This is a genomic window from Rothia sp. HMSC076D04 (assembly GCF_001814645.1).
In the GTDB taxonomy this organism is placed as follows: Bacteria; Actinomycetota; Actinomycetes; order Actinomycetales; family Micrococcaceae; genus Rothia; species Rothia mucilaginosa.
The window spans coordinates 181,384-197,397 of record NZ_KV817364.1; the positions used below are offsets into that span (position 1 = coordinate 181,384).

The 16,014-nt window shown below is 61.0% G+C and carries 12 protein-coding genes; 5 read left to right on the forward strand and 7 right to left on the reverse strand.

What is annotated here, in order from left to right; genetic code table 11:
• Window positions 1–114: 114 nt before the first annotated feature.
• The gene (locus tag HMPREF2980_RS02420; RefSeq protein ID WP_070690004.1) at window positions 115–861 is read left to right on the forward strand and encodes a hypothetical protein; all 747 of its coding nucleotides are present in this window, start codon (window positions 115–117) and stop codon (window positions 859–861) included.
• 93 nt (window positions 862–954) lie between these two features.
• On the opposite strand, the gene HMPREF2980_RS02425 is transcribed toward HMPREF2980_RS02420, so the two are convergent.
• The 3 genes from HMPREF2980_RS02425 to HMPREF2980_RS02435 form a co-directional block, all read right to left on the reverse strand.
• Complete coding sequence (locus HMPREF2980_RS02425; RefSeq protein ID WP_049358827.1) at window positions 955–1,302, reverse strand: hypothetical protein; 348 nt, start codon at window positions 1,300–1,302, stop codon at window positions 955–957.
• A 259-nt stretch (window positions 1,303–1,561) separates the two neighbouring features.
• Window positions 1,562–2,869 (reverse strand): M18 family aminopeptidase, encoded by a 1,308-nt coding sequence (locus tag HMPREF2980_RS02430; protein WP_049346505.1) that lies wholly within the window; start codon window positions 2,867–2,869, stop codon window positions 1,562–1,564.
• Window positions 2,870–3,013: 144 nt separating this feature from the next.
• Window positions 3,014–3,994, reverse strand: a complete 981-nt coding sequence (locus HMPREF2980_RS02435) for a CPBP family intramembrane glutamic endopeptidase (protein WP_012904303.1) — start codon at window positions 3,992–3,994, stop codon at window positions 3,014–3,016.
• Window positions 3,995–4,236: 242 nt separating this feature from the next.
• On the opposite strand from HMPREF2980_RS02435, the gene HMPREF2980_RS02440 reads away from it, so the two are divergent.
• Window positions 4,237–6,408, forward strand: a complete 2,172-nt coding sequence (locus HMPREF2980_RS02440) for a hypothetical protein (protein ID WP_070690006.1) — start codon at window positions 4,237–4,239, stop codon at window positions 6,406–6,408.
• A 119-nt stretch (window positions 6,409–6,527) separates the two neighbouring features.
• On the opposite strand, the gene HMPREF2980_RS02445 is transcribed toward HMPREF2980_RS02440, so the two are convergent.
• Both HMPREF2980_RS02445 and HMPREF2980_RS02450 read right to left on the reverse strand, forming a co-directional pair.
• The gene (locus HMPREF2980_RS02445) at window positions 6,528–8,009 is read right to left on the reverse strand and encodes a glycosyltransferase 87 family protein (protein WP_049346501.1); all 1,482 of its coding nucleotides are present in this window, start codon (window positions 8,007–8,009) and stop codon (window positions 6,528–6,530) included.
• Window positions 8,006–9,412: a glycosyltransferase family 87 protein gene (locus HMPREF2980_RS02450; protein WP_070688032.1), complete on the reverse strand. Its 1,407-nt coding sequence runs from the start codon at window positions 9,410–9,412 to the stop codon at window positions 8,006–8,008. The genes HMPREF2980_RS02445 and HMPREF2980_RS02450 overlap by 4 nt, the downstream gene beginning before the upstream one ends.
• Window positions 9,413–9,742: 330 nt before the next feature.
• On the opposite strand from HMPREF2980_RS02450, the gene HMPREF2980_RS02455 reads away from it, so the two are divergent.
• The gene (locus HMPREF2980_RS02455; protein ID WP_070690008.1) at window positions 9,743–12,643 is read left to right on the forward strand and encodes a multicopper oxidase domain-containing protein; all 2,901 of its coding nucleotides are present in this window, start codon (window positions 9,743–9,745) and stop codon (window positions 12,641–12,643) included.
• 214 nt (window positions 12,644–12,857) lie between these two features.
• Complete coding sequence (locus HMPREF2980_RS09700) at window positions 12,858–13,748, forward strand: lytic transglycosylase domain-containing protein (RefSeq protein WP_080974198.1); 891 nt, start codon at window positions 12,858–12,860, stop codon at window positions 13,746–13,748.
• A gap of 189 nt (window positions 13,749–13,937) precedes the next feature.
• Here HMPREF2980_RS09700 and HMPREF2980_RS02465 read toward each other — a convergent pair whose 3' ends face one another.
• The gene (locus HMPREF2980_RS02465) at window positions 13,938–15,149 is read right to left on the reverse strand and encodes a cytochrome P450 (RefSeq protein WP_070642193.1); all 1,212 of its coding nucleotides are present in this window, start codon (window positions 15,147–15,149) and stop codon (window positions 13,938–13,940) included.
• Between the two features lie 335 nt (window positions 15,150–15,484).
• Entirely contained in the window at window positions 15,485–15,700 is a 216-nt protein-coding gene (locus tag HMPREF2980_RS09685) for a type II toxin-antitoxin system RelE family toxin (RefSeq protein ID WP_314849295.1), read from the reverse strand.
• Here HMPREF2980_RS09685 and HMPREF2980_RS02470 point away from each other — a divergent pair.
• Complete coding sequence (locus tag HMPREF2980_RS02470) at window positions 15,683–15,964, forward strand: type II toxin-antitoxin system prevent-host-death family antitoxin (protein ID WP_005509047.1); 282 nt, start codon at window positions 15,683–15,685, stop codon at window positions 15,962–15,964. The two genes, HMPREF2980_RS09685 and HMPREF2980_RS02470, sit on opposite strands and share 18 nt — an antisense overlap.
• The last annotated feature ends 50 nt before the right edge of the window (window positions 15,965–16,014 follow it).

Genomic DNA, 16,014 nt, shown 5'->3' on the forward strand with positions numbered 1-16,014 from the left:
TGCGTCTAGAGTGTTGGTTTTAAACTAAGATGATATTTTCCATTGACCATCTATCAAATATTCGGGTATGTTTAGACGCAATATATCGTTCCATCCCTCTTGTGAGGTGGTCTCATGACCCACACCCCTGTTTTTCTTTCGTTCCGTTCCAGCGGTCTACGACGCAGTGCCGCACTGGCGATTCTTCCCCTATTTCTTGCCTCCTGCGGTAGCTCCACCAGCACGGCATCAAACACTCCCGCACCCTCGAACACGACTGTGACTTCCTCCCCGTCAGCTTCAAGCGCCACCGGGTCCGCTTCCTCTTCCGCGGCGAAGAAGACCTCCACCCCCTGCCTTGAACCTGACGAAGCCGCGAAAGCTGAAACCCTCAAGCAGCAGGAAGCCCTCAGCGCCGACCGCGGTACGGCACTCCCCTCCTATGTCTCCGCACGGCATGTTGTACGCAACCAGGCGAACTTCCCCACCCGCGCCGAAGCTGAATCAGCAGGAGCCGAGTGCCTGGCACTGTACGAGAAGAACAAGGCCGATCACGCCTACGCCGCGGCGTGGGTGCGCGCTATCGATGACAATAACGTGGCAAGCGGAAAGGTAGCCTCCGGCCCGCGCACTGACATCCAGAGCGCAGACCCCTACAAGGCAAGCAACTACGTCGATATTCGAGAGGGTAAGGAGTACTTCCCGACCCGCCAGGAGCTACTCGCGGCAAACTACCCTGAGAACTACATTGTTGCTTTTGAGGCGTGGGCGCAGCAGGCACCAGCCGATGTGAAGCAGAAGAGCGACGCGAACCGTGCGGCCGCTAAAGATACGCGCTGGTCTGAGGTGGTAACCCTGCCCAGCCCCGACAACCCTGTCTAATCGAACCCCGTCTAATCTGAGTCTGTCTCATCTTAAAAATAGTTGTGGCGGTGACCGTTGTTCGGTCACCGCCACAACTGTTACACGCTCGGACTAAGGCAGGAACGCCAGTCCAAACTCAATAATGATTAGCGCAATAGCACACGCGAAGAGTACCCCACGCGACACATTGAACTTCTGCCAGAGCTCATACAGCTGCCGAGGAACCACCCAAATAACGCATGCATGAAAAGCAAGCGAGAACGAGGCGTTACCCCACTGAATAATCATCAGGGCAAGAGCAAAACCCACGCCGAGCACATCCAGGATGCGCAGGTGCTTTCGCGCCTGCTCCTTCTGCTCCCGATAGCCCGGGTCGTTTGGCGACGTTCGCGGTGCTTTCTTCAGCTGACCCACAAGGATCAAAACCGCCAGCGGAATCAGAGAAATATCGAAGAACATGGGAACCGCCTTTCAAATTGGGGTTCGCTCGCTACGCCGGTTACGAGCTGATGGCGCACCATCATTGGTGAAAACTTCTCAAAAACAAGTAATGTGCAACACGTATATTACGTATTGTGGGTTACTTTACAGTACACATAGACCCTATTCAAGAGGTAAACCCCCCCCCCCCCGAAAAATTTTTAAAAAATAAGGGCGCCGGGAACCATACGTTCCCGGCGCCCACACCCCCACTGTTCATACCTCAGCGGGGTTCAATTTAGAGGCGGAAGAAGCCCTCCACCGCGCGGGTCATGTACGCCATATCGTCCACATGGCACATCTCGCGCATCGAATGCATCGACAGCAAACCAATACCCACATCCACGGTGCGCATGCCCAGGCGAGTCGCCGTAATCGGGCCAATCGTCGAACCACACGGCATATTGTTATTCGACACAAACTCCTGATACGGCACACCAGCCTTCGCACACGCCGCAGCAAACACACCAGCACCCACCGAATCCGTCGCATAACGCTGGTTCGCGTTAATCTTCAGCAACGGACCACCACCGGGCAGCGGCTGAACGGTCGGATCGTGGTGACCCTGATAGTTCGGGTGCACCAGGTGACCGGCATCAGCCGACAGGCAGAACGACGCCGCCACCGAACGGCGGTACTCCTCCGTGCTCTCACCGCGCGCAGCGGACAGACGCACCAAAATATCCTCCAGGAACGGGCCAGCCGCACCACTACGCGACTCCGAACCAAGCTCCTCATGGTCAAACGCCGCAAGCATCACAGTCTCGGTAGCGTGCTCATCCGCATTATCGGCAACGTAACGCTCCAGGGCGGTCAAACCCGCATGCACCGAAGACAGGTTATCCAGGCGGCCAGAAGCGAACAGCTCCTGATCCGCACCGAAGCGGCGCGGCGGCTGCGAATCAGCGAACAGCAGGTCGTAACCCACAATGCTTTCTGGGTCGACCGGCTCGCCGTCAATCACGTGCTTCGCCATGTAGCCGAGCACGTCATTCTCCGCCGGGTCCACGCCCCACACGGGGTACATGTTGAACTGCTTGTCCAGCACCAGTTCGTTCCGCTTGTGGTCCAGGTGCGGCGCCAGCTGCGGGATGCGCGCAATCGGGCCGGTGCGCACCAGGCGGTCCTTCAGCTCCCCGCCCTCAAGGACGGTGAGGCGGCCCGCCACGCACAGCTCGCGATCGAGGAAGGAGTTCAGCAGTGCGCCGCCGTAGTTCTCAACAGCAATCTGGTGCCAGCCCTTCGTGGTGATGGAGGAGGAAGGCTTGACCTTCAGAGAGGGCGAGTCAGTGTGCGCACCCAGCACGCGGTAACCGCTTGCCTTCTGCGCCTTCGCGCCGCCAGCCCAGGCGATAATCGCGCCGTCACGGACGACGAAGTGGCGGCCGGTTGCGATCTGCGGGTCCCATGCTTCGGTCTCTACAAGCTCGGTGAAGCCCGCTGCTTGCAGGCGGCGCGCTACCGTGCGCGCGGCGAGGTAAGAGACCGGCGACTCCGCCACGAATGCGGCGAGGTCTTCAATATTTTTTACAGCATCAACAGTCATGGTTTAACCCTACCTTTTCTTGGGTGTTGACGGGGTGACCGGGGCCGATAATCCACGCGGCGTGGAGCAATAGCCCTGGTGAGGCTCGAATGGAGCGGGGTGGGCGGGTTGGGGTAGCTGAGCTAGAGCAACCCGCCAAATAGCCTATTTATCAACCTTGAGCGGTTGTGTTTCACGTGAAACCTCGCCGCGGCGAGCGCGTGCGTTGAAGATCAGGCAGGCGAGCACCACGTACACGCCTTCCAGCGCAATACCCTGCAGCGCATCCACGGGGGTCACGCCCTCGGAGGCGAACGGATCCAGACCAGCCACCATGGACAGCAGCATCAGGATCACGTTATTTGCCACGTGCAGGCTGATGGAGGCTTCCAGGCCGCCGGTGTACCAGCAGAGGAAACCGGCGTAAATACCCATCGCGAGAATCGTGCTCTGACCCCAGGGGTCGTAGGCGTGGGAGAGCATGAACAGCACGGCGGGCAGCACAATCGGTAGCCAGGGGGTGCGGAGCCAGCGGCCCAGCATCTGCATCATGAAGCCGCGGTAGGCGAGCTCTTCGGCGTAGCACTGCACGGGTACCAGGAGCAGCATCATCGCCACATAAACCCAAAATTCAACCTGTGGAGGTTGAAAATAGCGGTATTCGGGCAGGCTCTCACCGCTCAACGCCAGCATCACGGCGTAGTAGATGCCGTAAACCGCGAAGCTCAAACCCAGGTACGGAAGCAGCAGTGAGCGGCGCAGACGGCCCGCCACCGAATGGATCAGACCCCAGGGCTTCGGGCCCACGACCAGGCGCGCCAAAAAGAGCGAAGGCACAATCGCGATAAGGGAGAGGAAGGTCAGCGCGAACAGCGCCGGGTGTTCCATAATGACGGCGCGGTTCGTAGCTACATCCTGGAGGGAAAGTCCCGAACCCATAATCGTCGCAGCCAGGGCAACTGAAATGATCAGGTTGAGGCCAATAAATACGGCGACACCGAGCAGACCTTCCAGCAGGGGTGAGAACCAGCGGGATTTCGGGTCGGCGTGGGAGAGACGGTGGTAGGCAAGACCTGCAACAGGCGCAGGAGCAGCGGGGGTTCCGGCGGCTACCTGCGGGGGTGCGGGAGGCGGTGTAGTGTTCATTCTTTAATCCTAGCCTCCGCGGGGTCGATGGTGACCGGGCATACGGAAACCTTCAAGTGCCGATTGATACGGAATGTTCCAAAACCATTGAAAAAGCCGTGAATAAGGCTAAAAACCTACCATTCACGGGGTTCATTTTCTGAACCTATGCCATAATTTGTAGCGATAATACGCTCATATACATAGTCGCTGATGACCGCTCTTCCGGGGTGTTTTTTCAGCACCAGAAAGGCTGCTTTCTTATGGCACTCGTCTTCAATCCGCCGCCCAACTGGCCCGCTCCTCCTGCTGGATGGGCCCCCACTCCTACGTGGCGCCCCGACCCCGCGTGGGGTCCCGTTCCTGAAGGTTGGCAGCTGTGGGTCGAAGAGCCCGAGCCCGAGCCCGAACCCATTCAGGTTGAAGAGGCTACTATTGAGCCGCTGGTTCCCGAGCAGTCCGCTGCTGAGGCGGCTCCCGCTGAGCCCGTAGTCGCTGAGCAGGTTGCTTCCGAGCAGTCTGCTGAGGCGCACGTTGTTGAGGCACCCGCGGCTGAGTCCGCTGTTGAGGCTGAGCAGCCCGCCGAGGTTGCGGCACCGCTGACCGTTGAGGACGTTGACCTGGAGCAGCTCGCCGCTGAGCTCGAAGGTGAGCAGGTCGTCGAGGTTCCGGAGGCGGCAGCACCCCAGGCTGAGGCATCCCACGTTGAGGCACAGCAGGTAGAGGCGCCCCACGTTGAGGCGTCCCAGGCTGAGTCCGCTGAGGAGTCCTCCGAGCCCAAGCCGATGCGTCACCTGACTCAGGTTCCGCTGACCGGCACCGCTCTGCCCGAGCAGGTTCTCGCATCCCAGTCTTCCGCAGTTGAAGAGCCCGCTGTTGAGTCTCCGGTTGCTGAGGCTCCCGTAGCTGAGCAGGTTGCTTCCGAGCAGCCCGTTGAGGCGCACGTTGTTGAGGCTCCGGTTGCTGAGCCGGCACTGTCCGAGCCTGCTGTTTCCGAGCCCGCCGCTTCTGAGCCGGTCGTTTCCGAACCTGTTGCAGAGCCCGTTGTTGTTGAGCCGGTCGCCGAGGTTGCCCCCGAGGCACCCGCTGCCGCGGAACCGGCAGTTGAGCCGGTTGCTGAGGCTCCCGCGGCTGAGGCACCCGCTGCTGAGGCGCCCCACACTATTGAGAGCTCCCCGCTCGTTGAGTTCCACACCCCCGAAACCGAGCGCACCGTCAACCTGTCCGAGCGTACCGTGAACCTCTCGGAACAGCCCGGCCAGAACGTGCAGGGTGACCAGAACGCACAGTTCATCCCGGCGGGTCAGGCACCGAACGGCTTCCAGCCGAACCAGGCTGAGGGCTTCCAGGGCCAGAACTTCCAGAGTGGCAACTACCAGGACCAGGGTTTCCAGGGTCAGAACGCTCAGGGCGGCCAGTTCCAGGGCAACCCCTACCAGGGTCAGCCGTACAACGCTCAGCAGCCCTACCAGGGTCAGGTTTCCGATCAGGACCAGGCAACCGTGGCGCTCAGCAACCCCTACATGACCGAGCCCGGCAACCAGGGCAACGGCGAGGACGGCTCCGAGAAGAAGGGTCTGCTCTCCGGCACCAAGATTTGGGGTGTTATCGGTGGTGCGCTGGCTCTGCTGATTGTCATCATCCTGGCAATTGTCATGCTGATTCCGCGTGGCGGCTCGAACCCCGCCTCCAATTCTGCGGCGGCATCGAGCGCGGCGGCTACTTCCGCTGAGGCGTCCTCCGCGGCAGCATCGTCTGAGGCTTCTTCCGCTCCCGCATCTGAGAGCGCGGCGGCAGCTTCCGCTTCTTCCGCAGCGCCCATCGCTGCTGCTGAAGCGAAGATGCCCGAGGGTGAGTTCAAGGAATACAAGAAGACCGTCGCCGACAACAAGGACACCATCGACATTGAGAAGATCAAGGGCGATGTGTCCGCAGGCCTGCTCTACTACGAGTTCAAGCCCGCAGACGGTGTGGTCAACGCCTTCATCACCAGCCGTGACGATAAGGGCGGCATCACCTCGGGTGTGAGCGTTATCGACTCCACCCGCGACAACAAGGAGCTCAAGGGCACCGCGTGGATTGACGCGAGCGGCCACTCCACCCCCACCCGCAAGCTGGAGCTGACCGGTAAGGGCGAATGGACCATCCGCGTCTACGATGCAGACTCCGCACCCCACTACAAGAAGGGTGAGAAGTTCCAGAGCACCATGAACTTCTACGCTTTCACCTACGAAGGCACCGAGGCAACCATGGAGTTCCAGACCAGCGGCCCGACCACCCGCGGCTTCACCGTTCTGAACGCAACCAAGAACGACCCGTTCTTCTCCTCGACCATCCCGACCGTGAAGAGCAGCATGCAGTGGGTTCAGAGCAACAAGAGCTACATGCAGGTTCGTACCGACTCCAACATTACTTGGAGCATCGGCACTAACTAACAGCGTGACTGACTAGGTCAGCAGGCTGGGTATAAAAATATCCCCCGCATCCGTGATGGGTGCGGGGGATACTTTTATGCCCGGTGAAAGCTGTGCACCTGCTGGAGGCGCCCGCCGCTTTAGCGGGAGTACCTCGCCTCCGCCAGCTCGGCGCCCGCGGCGCGTGCCGCATTTTCCACCAGCTGACGATTCGCCAGGTACACAAAGAACGTCACCAGAATAAACAGGTACATCAGCTGGTACGGCATGGTGCCCGCCATCAGGCCCAGGGAGCCTTCGGGCACCATCAGAATCTGATCCGAGCTGAAGTGCGGGGAGAACGCCAGCACAATCCAGAACGGCGAAATGTACATGCCCACCAGCGCCGCGGTCGCCAAAACAACAGCCAGTGTGAAAACAAAGGAGCTGACCCGCTGGTACATGAGCGGGAAGATCTCCATAACCACGGCGGCGAGCATCAGCGGGTACCAGGTGTTGTGGTGCGACCAGCTAATCGGCGAAATCTGTAGCATCATGAACGCGGTCAGCGCCAGCTGCGCCATGAGTGCGCGGGCACGAATCAGCGGAACCAACAGAACCGCCGTGACCAGCACAATCAGCAGAGTCAACGCCACCTGCACCACCGACAGGGCGGTAGCCGTCAGGTGATGCTGCAGGCCCGCGTGGGTCAGCGTACCCATAATCGACACGTTATCGAAGTAGCTGAACCAGCCCACACGCGAAGTGTCATGCACCGCATGGAACCAGAACGTCAGCGACTCCTCACGGATCACCAGGAAGCCGATACCCACGGTCGCGGCGAAGCTAGCACCCAGGGTCGCGATGCCCTTCCAGTCCTTACGCATGAGCAGCAGCAGACCGAACGCGAGCGGGGTCAGCTTAATACCCGCCGCAATACCCAGCAGCACACCGCGCGGAACGCGGGTTGCCGGGCGCATAAAATCGGCGAGAATCAGCATCAGAATGATGGCGTTAATCTGCCCAAAATGCGTGGTCAAACGCCACGGGCCGCACATCCAAATCAGCGCCGCAATCAGCGACACCATGCCCCAGTGACCCAGGTGCTTCTGCAACGGCAGACGCCACGAGCGGCTACGGGCGTAGGAGTACAGTAGGTACGCGCACCAGTAGCTGAGCGCACAAATAATGGCGGTAATCAGCAGCATGCTCTGCGGCTCGGTGAGGAACGCGAGCGGGTAGAAGAGCAGCGCCGCAAACGGCGGGTAGGTGAACGGCAGGCCGCGCGTGTGGAAGGTGTACAGCTGGTAGCCGTCCGGGCCGTCCGCGAGGGAGACAGCGCCCAGGCGGTACACGTAAATATCGTCAGCCGCCGCGTGCGTCACGTAGTCGAAGGCGTAGAGGGCAACCAGGATGAACAGCAGGTGCGCCCAGAGAGCGCCGCTACGCAGACCGGGGATGCGGTCAAAGAAGCCGCGACGCGCAGGTTTTGTGGGCTCTGCGGCAGGCTCCGCGCTTTCTACAGCGCTTTCAACAGCCGGTTCCGCAACCGGTGCAGGTTCAGCCGTAGAGCCAGCCGAAGCCCACGGGATTATAGGCGCAGCCGCCTCGGCGTTCTTCTCACGATTCTTCTCGCGGCTCACGCGGTTGCCTCACGGGAGGTAGCGGCACGCACAGACTCGGCGCTCTCGGTCACCAGGGCACTCTGGGTCACCAGTGCACGGGCGCCCCACCAGCCCAGAGGCGCGTCGCTACGCACGGAACCGTACTGCACGGGCTCAACCTTTGCGCCACGCACCGGCGCGCTCAGGGCAGCAACAGACCAGAGCGTCATCGTCACCCACAGGCAGAACGCGGGAATAGCCGAAACCGCCAACGCGCCCGGAGCCAGCTGCTCCAAACCATCCGCGCTACCGTGGAACCAGGACGCAATCCTAATCGGCGAAATATACAGGCCCAACACCGCAACCACCGCGAACACCGTCGCCGTCACCCGCAGCCACGCAGGCTGAACCGCAAAATAGGTCGGGAACGCATCCATGATGAACACGGCAGCCAGCAGGGGCAGCAGCACGTTGTGGTGCGACCAGCTAATCGGCGACAGCGCCACCATCAAGGAGGCGGTCACCGCCACCTGCGCCAGCGCGGCACCGCGGCGTTCCAGCTGGTACAGCAGTGCGGCGGTCAGCACGATCGTGACCAGCGCCAGGGCGTAGTAGACCGGCTTCACGGCGCTCTCAGAAAGACCGAAGTGCAGCAGCCAACCCTGAATCGAGACGTTATCCACAAAGTTCAGGCCACCCACACGCGAGGGGTTCGTCAGCGCAGAGAACCAGAACTCCGGCGCATCCTTAGGCATCAGAATGAAACCCAGCGCAATGGTGCCGAAGAACGTCGCACCCAGGGTCGCAATGCCCTTCCAGTCGCGGCGGACCAGCAGAATCAGACCAAACACGAGCGGGGTCAGCTTCACGCCGCCCGCAATACCAATCAGCACGCCGCGCGGCACGCGGGTTGCCGGGCGCACAAAATCGGCAAGAATCAGCGCCGTAATGAACGGGTTAATCTGAATCAGGTCCAGGGTGCGCTGCCACGGGCCCGCCGCCACCACCAGAATGGTCAGCACCGCAATCGTGCCGGCACGACCAAAGTACTGCTGCAGGGGCAGTTCGCGGCCGCGCGCATTCACGTAGTTGTAAATAATCGTGGAAATCCACCACGCCACCACAGCCGAACCGACCACCATAATGACCATGCCGACTTCCAGGGGCATAAACGCGAAGGGCAAGAACAGCATCGCCGCGAACGGCGGGTACGTGAACGGCGGCTTGATGACGCCGTGATCGTTCAGGGTCGGGGAGTATAGGTCCTGGGTAAAGCCCTCGTTATCGAAAATGGTCATTGCGCCCAGACGGTAGATGGAAAAGTCCATACCGGAGAAGGGGTTGGTGAGCATTTTGATGACGTATCCACCGCCAACAATGAGGATGAGTGCCACAATAGCGATTTTTCCCCAGATGGGGGTGGTGGAGTCAGTCCTTGTCACGAGGTGCTTGTCCTTACCTTGGTGCCGGCGGATGCGCGCGTAGGGTGGGCGGGCATCTGATTTTGGAATCCTAATAGTTTATCGCGCGCACCTGTGAAGGGTGCATTGGAGAGAAGATTCACAGGAGAAGATTCGCAGGGGAAGAACCGCTCGAGCACACAAGCACAACTATCACGATATGAGCTGCCTTCATATGCACGTCATGTCTTCAAAATTGGTACTATCCGGGCAATATAATGGGCTTATTGGCACCCGCCCCAACGCAGGGGTACCGGGTGCCGACCCGCACACCGACGTCCACGAACAACCAGCAGTGAAAGCAGTGATCACGTGAGTGAACATCTCGGCACCCCACCCGAAGGTGAGAACACGAGCGGCAAGCCCGCAGGCGCAAACGTCTCCGGAGGCGGCTCCTCCGGCCTGAGCATTGGCGCGCGTCCCACTGAGGCGCCCGGCGCGAACCTCACCCCCGAAGAGATTGCACGCCGCGCATCCGGTCGCGGCACGTGGCACCGCCGCGCCTCCAAGCCGGTCTCGCACTGGATGTTTACCCTTATCGCCGTGCTTCTGCTGCATAAGTTCATCCCGAATAGCGGCTGGCTGATGGTGCACATTGTCACCCTCGGCCTGATTACGAACTCGATTCTGATTTGGTCGCAGCACTTCACCGAAGCGCTCATGAAGATCAAAATCCCGGACGAGCACCGCGGCACCCAGGTGCGCCGCATCTTCATTCTGAACGCCGGTATTCTCGTGCTCATGATCGGCATGGTCGGTCAGCTGAGCGTGCCCGGCCTCTACGCCGCCACGGTGGTGGGCGCCCTCATTGTCGGTTCGATGGTCGCCTGGCACGGTATCTACCTGCTGAAGCAGGTGCGTCAGGCTCTGCCGTCGCGGTTCGGTGTGACCATTCGCTTCTACATTGTTGCGGCGCTGCTGCTGCCCCTCGGTGCGGCGTTTGGCGGCATGATTGCCTACCCGAACCTGTCCGGCACCCTGCATTCGCAGTTCCTGCTCGCGCACGAGGCAGTGAACGTGCTCGGCTTCGTCGGTATTACCGCGGTGGGTACGCTGGTGACGTTCTGGCCGACCATGCTGCGCACCAAGATGGTGGATAAGGCGCTCACCCACAGTCTGCGCGCCCTGTACCTGATGTGCGGTGGCTTAGCGTTGACCGTTGTCGGCGCGATTTTAGGGATGCGTCCGCTCGCCGCAGCCGGCCTGGTCGTCTACCTGGTTGCCCTGCTGATTGTCGCCTGGGTGATGGTGCGTACCCTGCGCACCAAGCGCCCGAACGAGTACCCGCCCATGAGCGTGGGTATGGGTTTCCTCTGGCTGATTGTTGGTGTGGCGGCCACCGCGTACATGGTGGCGACCACCCCCTTCGCGCAGCTGGATATGCGCGCCGTGACCCCCATCTTCGTGGTTGGCTTCCTGCTGCAGCTGCTGCTCGGCGCGATGAGCTACCTGCTCCCCCAGCGTATGGGCGGTGGCCCTGCGGTGGTTCGCGCCTCCAACAAGGAGTTCAGCCGTTTCGCGGCGGCACGCGTAACCGCCGTGAACCTGGCGCTGCTGATCTTCATGATGCCCAGCTCCATGGTGGGCCAGTCCATTAAGATTGCCGTCGCTATCGTGGGTGCGTTGGCGCTCATGGCGTTCATTCCGCTCATGGTGCGCGGCGTGAAGGCGTCCGTGAATACCCGCAAGGAAATGATGGCAGCACGCGCCCGCGGCGAGCAGACCGTCTTCAACCAGGAGGCGCTCACCCCGGAGCCCGTCCCGCACGCCAAGCAGAGCTTCCAGGCGGCGTTGGCGGTTGCCATGGCGTTCCTGCTGGGCTTCGCCGTGAACCCGTCCGCGCTGAACCTGCCGTCGTTCTCCTCGGCGGGTTCCGTGGCTGCGACCGGTCAGACCACCACCGTGCAGGTGAAGGCGACCAGCAACTACCGCTTCACCCCCGCCGAGGTAGAGGTCCCCGCAGGTAACCGCCTGGTCGTCGAGGTTACCAACGACGACGAGGGCATGACCCACGACCTGACCTTCGACAACGGCGCAACCACCGGCACCATCAACCCCGGCGAAACGAAAACCGTTGACGCCGGCGTCATTACCGCCGACCAGGAAGGCTACTGCTCCGTGGCGGGTCACCGCTCCCTGGGCATGGTGTTCAAGGTGAAGGCGACCGGCGCCTCCGCAAACCAGGTGGCGCAGGGCGGCCACAACCACGGTTCTACGGGCACCCACAACCACGCCGCGTCGGGTAGCACCCCGACCCTCATGACCGTTGCAAACAGCAGGATTGACATGTCCGCAGCGCCCGGCAGCGGCTACAAGTACCGCGACCCGAACATCCCGGCACCGAACACCGCCACGCAGGTGAACGGCAAGACCGTCCGCAAGGTCACCCTGGAAGTTGAGGAAGTCGACCGCGAGGTGGCGCCCGGCGTGACCGTTCACATGTGGACGTTCAACGGGCAGAACATGGCACCGATTCTGCGCGGCAAGGTCGGCGATATTTTTGAAATTACACTCATCAATAACGGCACGATGGGCCACTCGCTGGACTTCCACGCGGGCATGGTGTCCCCCGATAACACGATGAAGACCATCGCCCCCGGTGAGCGTCTCGTCTACCGTTTTGAGGCGAAGGGTGCCGGTATCTGGCTGTACCACTGCGGCACCGCCCCGCTGAGCCTGCACATGACCCAGGGCATGTACGGCGCGGTCATCATTGACCCGGCGGACCTTGACCCGGTCGATCACGAGTACGTGATGGTTCAGGGCGAGGCGTACCTGCACGACACCGGCAAGACCGCCTCCGACGGTAACAAGCTGGCGGAGAACTCGCCGGAGCTGATTGCGGCGGGCACCCCCACGCTGACCATGTTCAACGGCCACGCAACCCAGTACAAGGCGAAGCCGCTGCAGGTGAAGAAGGGCGAGCGTATCCGTGTTTGGGTAATGGCTGCGGGCCCGAACCACGGCACGAGCTTCCACGTGGTCGGTTCGCAGTTCGACACGGTCTACAAGGAGGGCGGCTACCTGATGCGCCGCGGCGCAGATGCGTTCGGTAGCCGTGACGGCCACAGCCAGGCACTCGATTTGGCGCCCGCTCAGGGCGGCTTCGTGGAGATGCAGTTCCTAGAGTCTGGCACGTACACGTTCGTGAATCACTCCTTCTCGGAGATGGAGCGCGGTGCCGCCGGCAAGATCGTGGTGACGAACCGTTAGGGACTCCTGAAGCTCCCCATCATGGATTGACCCCGCCTGGTGCTCCCTGTCAAAGGTGTACCGGGTGGGGTCATCCTTCACGTGCACGGAGTCTGTACCTGCACTTGATGTTGACTCCGGTAAAGACGCGCCAAGAACTCTCTGACTATGGTTTTCACCTCAACGGAGGGGAGTTTTTTCACCATAAACGGCGATGGTGCGCTAGTCTATAGGAATGGCAGATAGCACTTCGGGCGCCCCTTCCGAGCGTAACGCTACGAGCGCCTCCAACCACATTTCCGTTCCGGCGGATCAACAAATTTCTCCTCGGCAGCGTAAAGCTTTCCCGCTTCGCTTTCTCGCCGGGGTTCTTGCGCATTGGCAGATTATTGCCTCTGCGGTCCTTCTGGGTGGCGGTGTTGCCGGCTTGGCAGCCACCTACGACGATTACTGCGGCATGACGGAGCTATCGTATGCTCCGGCGGCTCTCCGCTCCGATTTTGAGGAGGGCTCTAAGGTGTCGGGTTTCCGTCCCGGCGTGCTGGCGGCGCAGATTGAGACAGAGAGCCACTGGCGTGTGGGCGTTGTGTCCCACCAGGGCGCTAAGGGTATTGCACAGTTCACTGATGATGCGTGGAGCGGCGGCCACTACAGCTTCGGCAATGGCGGTAATGTTCTGAACCCGCACGATGCGATTGCGGCACAGGCACGCTACTTGGCTGAGTTGCGTACTCGTTTGGCGAAGTACGCCTCCAATGAGGATGAGCTACAGGATGTGGTTCTCGCCGGTTATAACGCGGGTCCGGGTTCTGTGGAGAAGTACGGCGGTGTTCCCCCGTATGAGGAGACTCAGAATTATGTGAAGTCGATTCGCGAGCTGGCGAATTCGAAGTATAAGCTGACCTGCTCTCCCGAGTACCAGTTCAAGCAGGCGAAGTTGAGCTTCGTTAATGGTGTGACTCCGGCGATGGCTGGTGTTCATGCGGATGGTACGGCTCTGTCCCCGGAGGAGTCGGCATCAGCTGCGGCGGAGGCTTCTGCTTCTGCGAGTGCTTCGACTCGTGCGTCTGCGAGCGGTTCTGCGGGTTCTTCGGTGAAGCCTTCGGCAACGAGTTCCGGCCGCTAGATTCAGCTTTATTGAGTATTCCACTAGGCTATATAGCCGTCTGGGAATATTCCGCTTTATCTATAGTGAGCGGCTGATACCGGCCGCCACTACCCTACTATTCACTCTTATATTTACTCTTAACAGCGCGAGGCGCCGACCCCCATTCTCGGGGTTCGGCGCCTCGCACTTTTTAGAGCTGGAGCGTGCCTAGTTGAAGATGGCGCGCACGACCGAGTAGCCGGAGACCGGGTACACGGCGTTCACGGTTGCGGGCTTCTCGCTCTCGTCCGCGATCTCAATGGATTCGGTGCCGCGCAGCAACTCCTCGAGCAGGATGCGCAGTTCCAGGCGTGCCAGGGGCGCGCCGGGGCAGACGTGGATGCCGTCGCCGTACACGAGGTTGCGGGACTGGTCGCGGTGCGGGTTGTAGGTGAGGGCGTCTTCGAAGGCGTCCTCGTCGCGGTTGGCGCTTGCCCAGTTGATGGTCACGCGGGAGCCGGCGGGCAAGGTGCGGCCGCCGAGTTCGGTGTCCTGAGTGGTGATGCGGCGGTTGGTGACGAGGGTGTCTTCAAGTCGCATGATTTCTTCGACGGCGAGGGCGATTTCGCTGCGGTCGTCGAGTGCGTTGCCGTCGGCGAGGGATGCGCGCAGGCGGTCCTGTTCGGCGCGGTTGCGTGCCAGGAAGTTGACGAATACGCCCACAGTTGCGGAGACGGTGGACAGCTCGCCCACGGTCCAGTTGCGGATGAGGCTGACGATTTCTTCGTCGGTCATGGTGCGGGGTTCTTCGCCGGGCAGCTGCACGGTGTCGGTGAGCAGCTCGGCGGTGACGTCCTTGGGGTTGCCGGCTGCGGCATCCTCGCGGCGTTCGTCGAGCAGCTGGCGGATGTAGCCGTCGAATTCGAGGGCGACCTTAGCGATTTCTTCGCGGTCGCGGCGCAGGGTGGCGACGCGGTTCTTTTCGATCCATTCGGTGAGGGGCTGTTCGAGGCATGCGGGCCAGCCCATGAAGGCGTTCTGCACACGCATTGCGTATGCCTGACCGAAGCCCTGCATGACGTCTACTTCTTCGCCGCGGGGTAGTTCTGCGATGAGGGTCTTCACGGCGTCGCGGATGACGGGTGCGAACTTTTCGAGGCGTTCGGGGGTGAAGTACTTGTCGTTGACCGCGCGGAAGGTGGTGTGTTCGGGTGCGTCCATGCCGTTGGGGACGGCGATGTGGCGGGTGGAGACGACGTTGGAGTAGATTTCGGGGTGGTCGAGTACGTGCTGTACGTCGGCGTTTTTGAAGACAGAGTAGCCCATGAATTCGTCGTGGGCGACGGGGCAACGGCGGCGCATTGCGTCGTAGGCAGCTACCTGGTTCTTCTGGACCTCTTCGCTTCGGAGGTCCCAGTCGTTGTGTACGTTCTCAGTCATTGTTCACCCGTGTTCGTTATAGAGTTGTGGCGTGCTGGATGCGGGCGTCCGGGCGATGCGTGTGGGCAGGGTCGGGCGTGCATTTCAGCACGTGAATCCATTACTTATTCTTTGACCGTATCACTTATGGGTTGGTGGCGCAGGGTAGGGGTTCCTTGCTTCTCCTTCAACGAACAGTGCGGTCGCCGCGAGGGGCGGCGGGTCACGGGACGCACGAGGCGGGCGACACCTCCACTGGGGAGGTGCCGCCCGCCTCATTCTTGCCTAAAAACCACCGAGGTTTAGCGCTTGCCTGCGGAGGGGTAGATGCTACCGTCCATCACGCCGCGTTCACTCTACAGGCCGCGATAGACTTCTCGCCGATGACCGACTCGGAAGACCTCAACAACAACCGCACCGTTATCAATGGTGTACAGAATGCGGTAATTCCCTACTCGTGCCCTGTACCCTTCTTCACTCTGTAGCTCCTTGAATAGAACCTGCACAAGAACTATCCTCGGAGCTAACGGACAAACCCCAGAAAGGAACCAGTCATGACTGTCACCACTCACCGGACTCGTTCCAATGTCACGACTCTTAAAGAACTCCGCGACAACCTCGGCACCAAGGTCAACGAAGCCGTGTTCTCCGGCGAACGTCCCCTCATCAGCCGCAATGGTAAGACTGTTGCCGCGCTCATCTCCTACGAAGATTTGAAGCTGCTGGAAGAGTACGAAGAGCTCCTCGACATTGAGGCTCTTCGCAAGGCACGCGCCGAAGATGACGGCTACCGCATCGGCCTCGACGAGTTCCTCGCAGAGAACCCTGCAGACTAGTCTTTCAACGCATATTGCGAGGCGGGCGGCCCCTCCACCGGGGAGGGGCC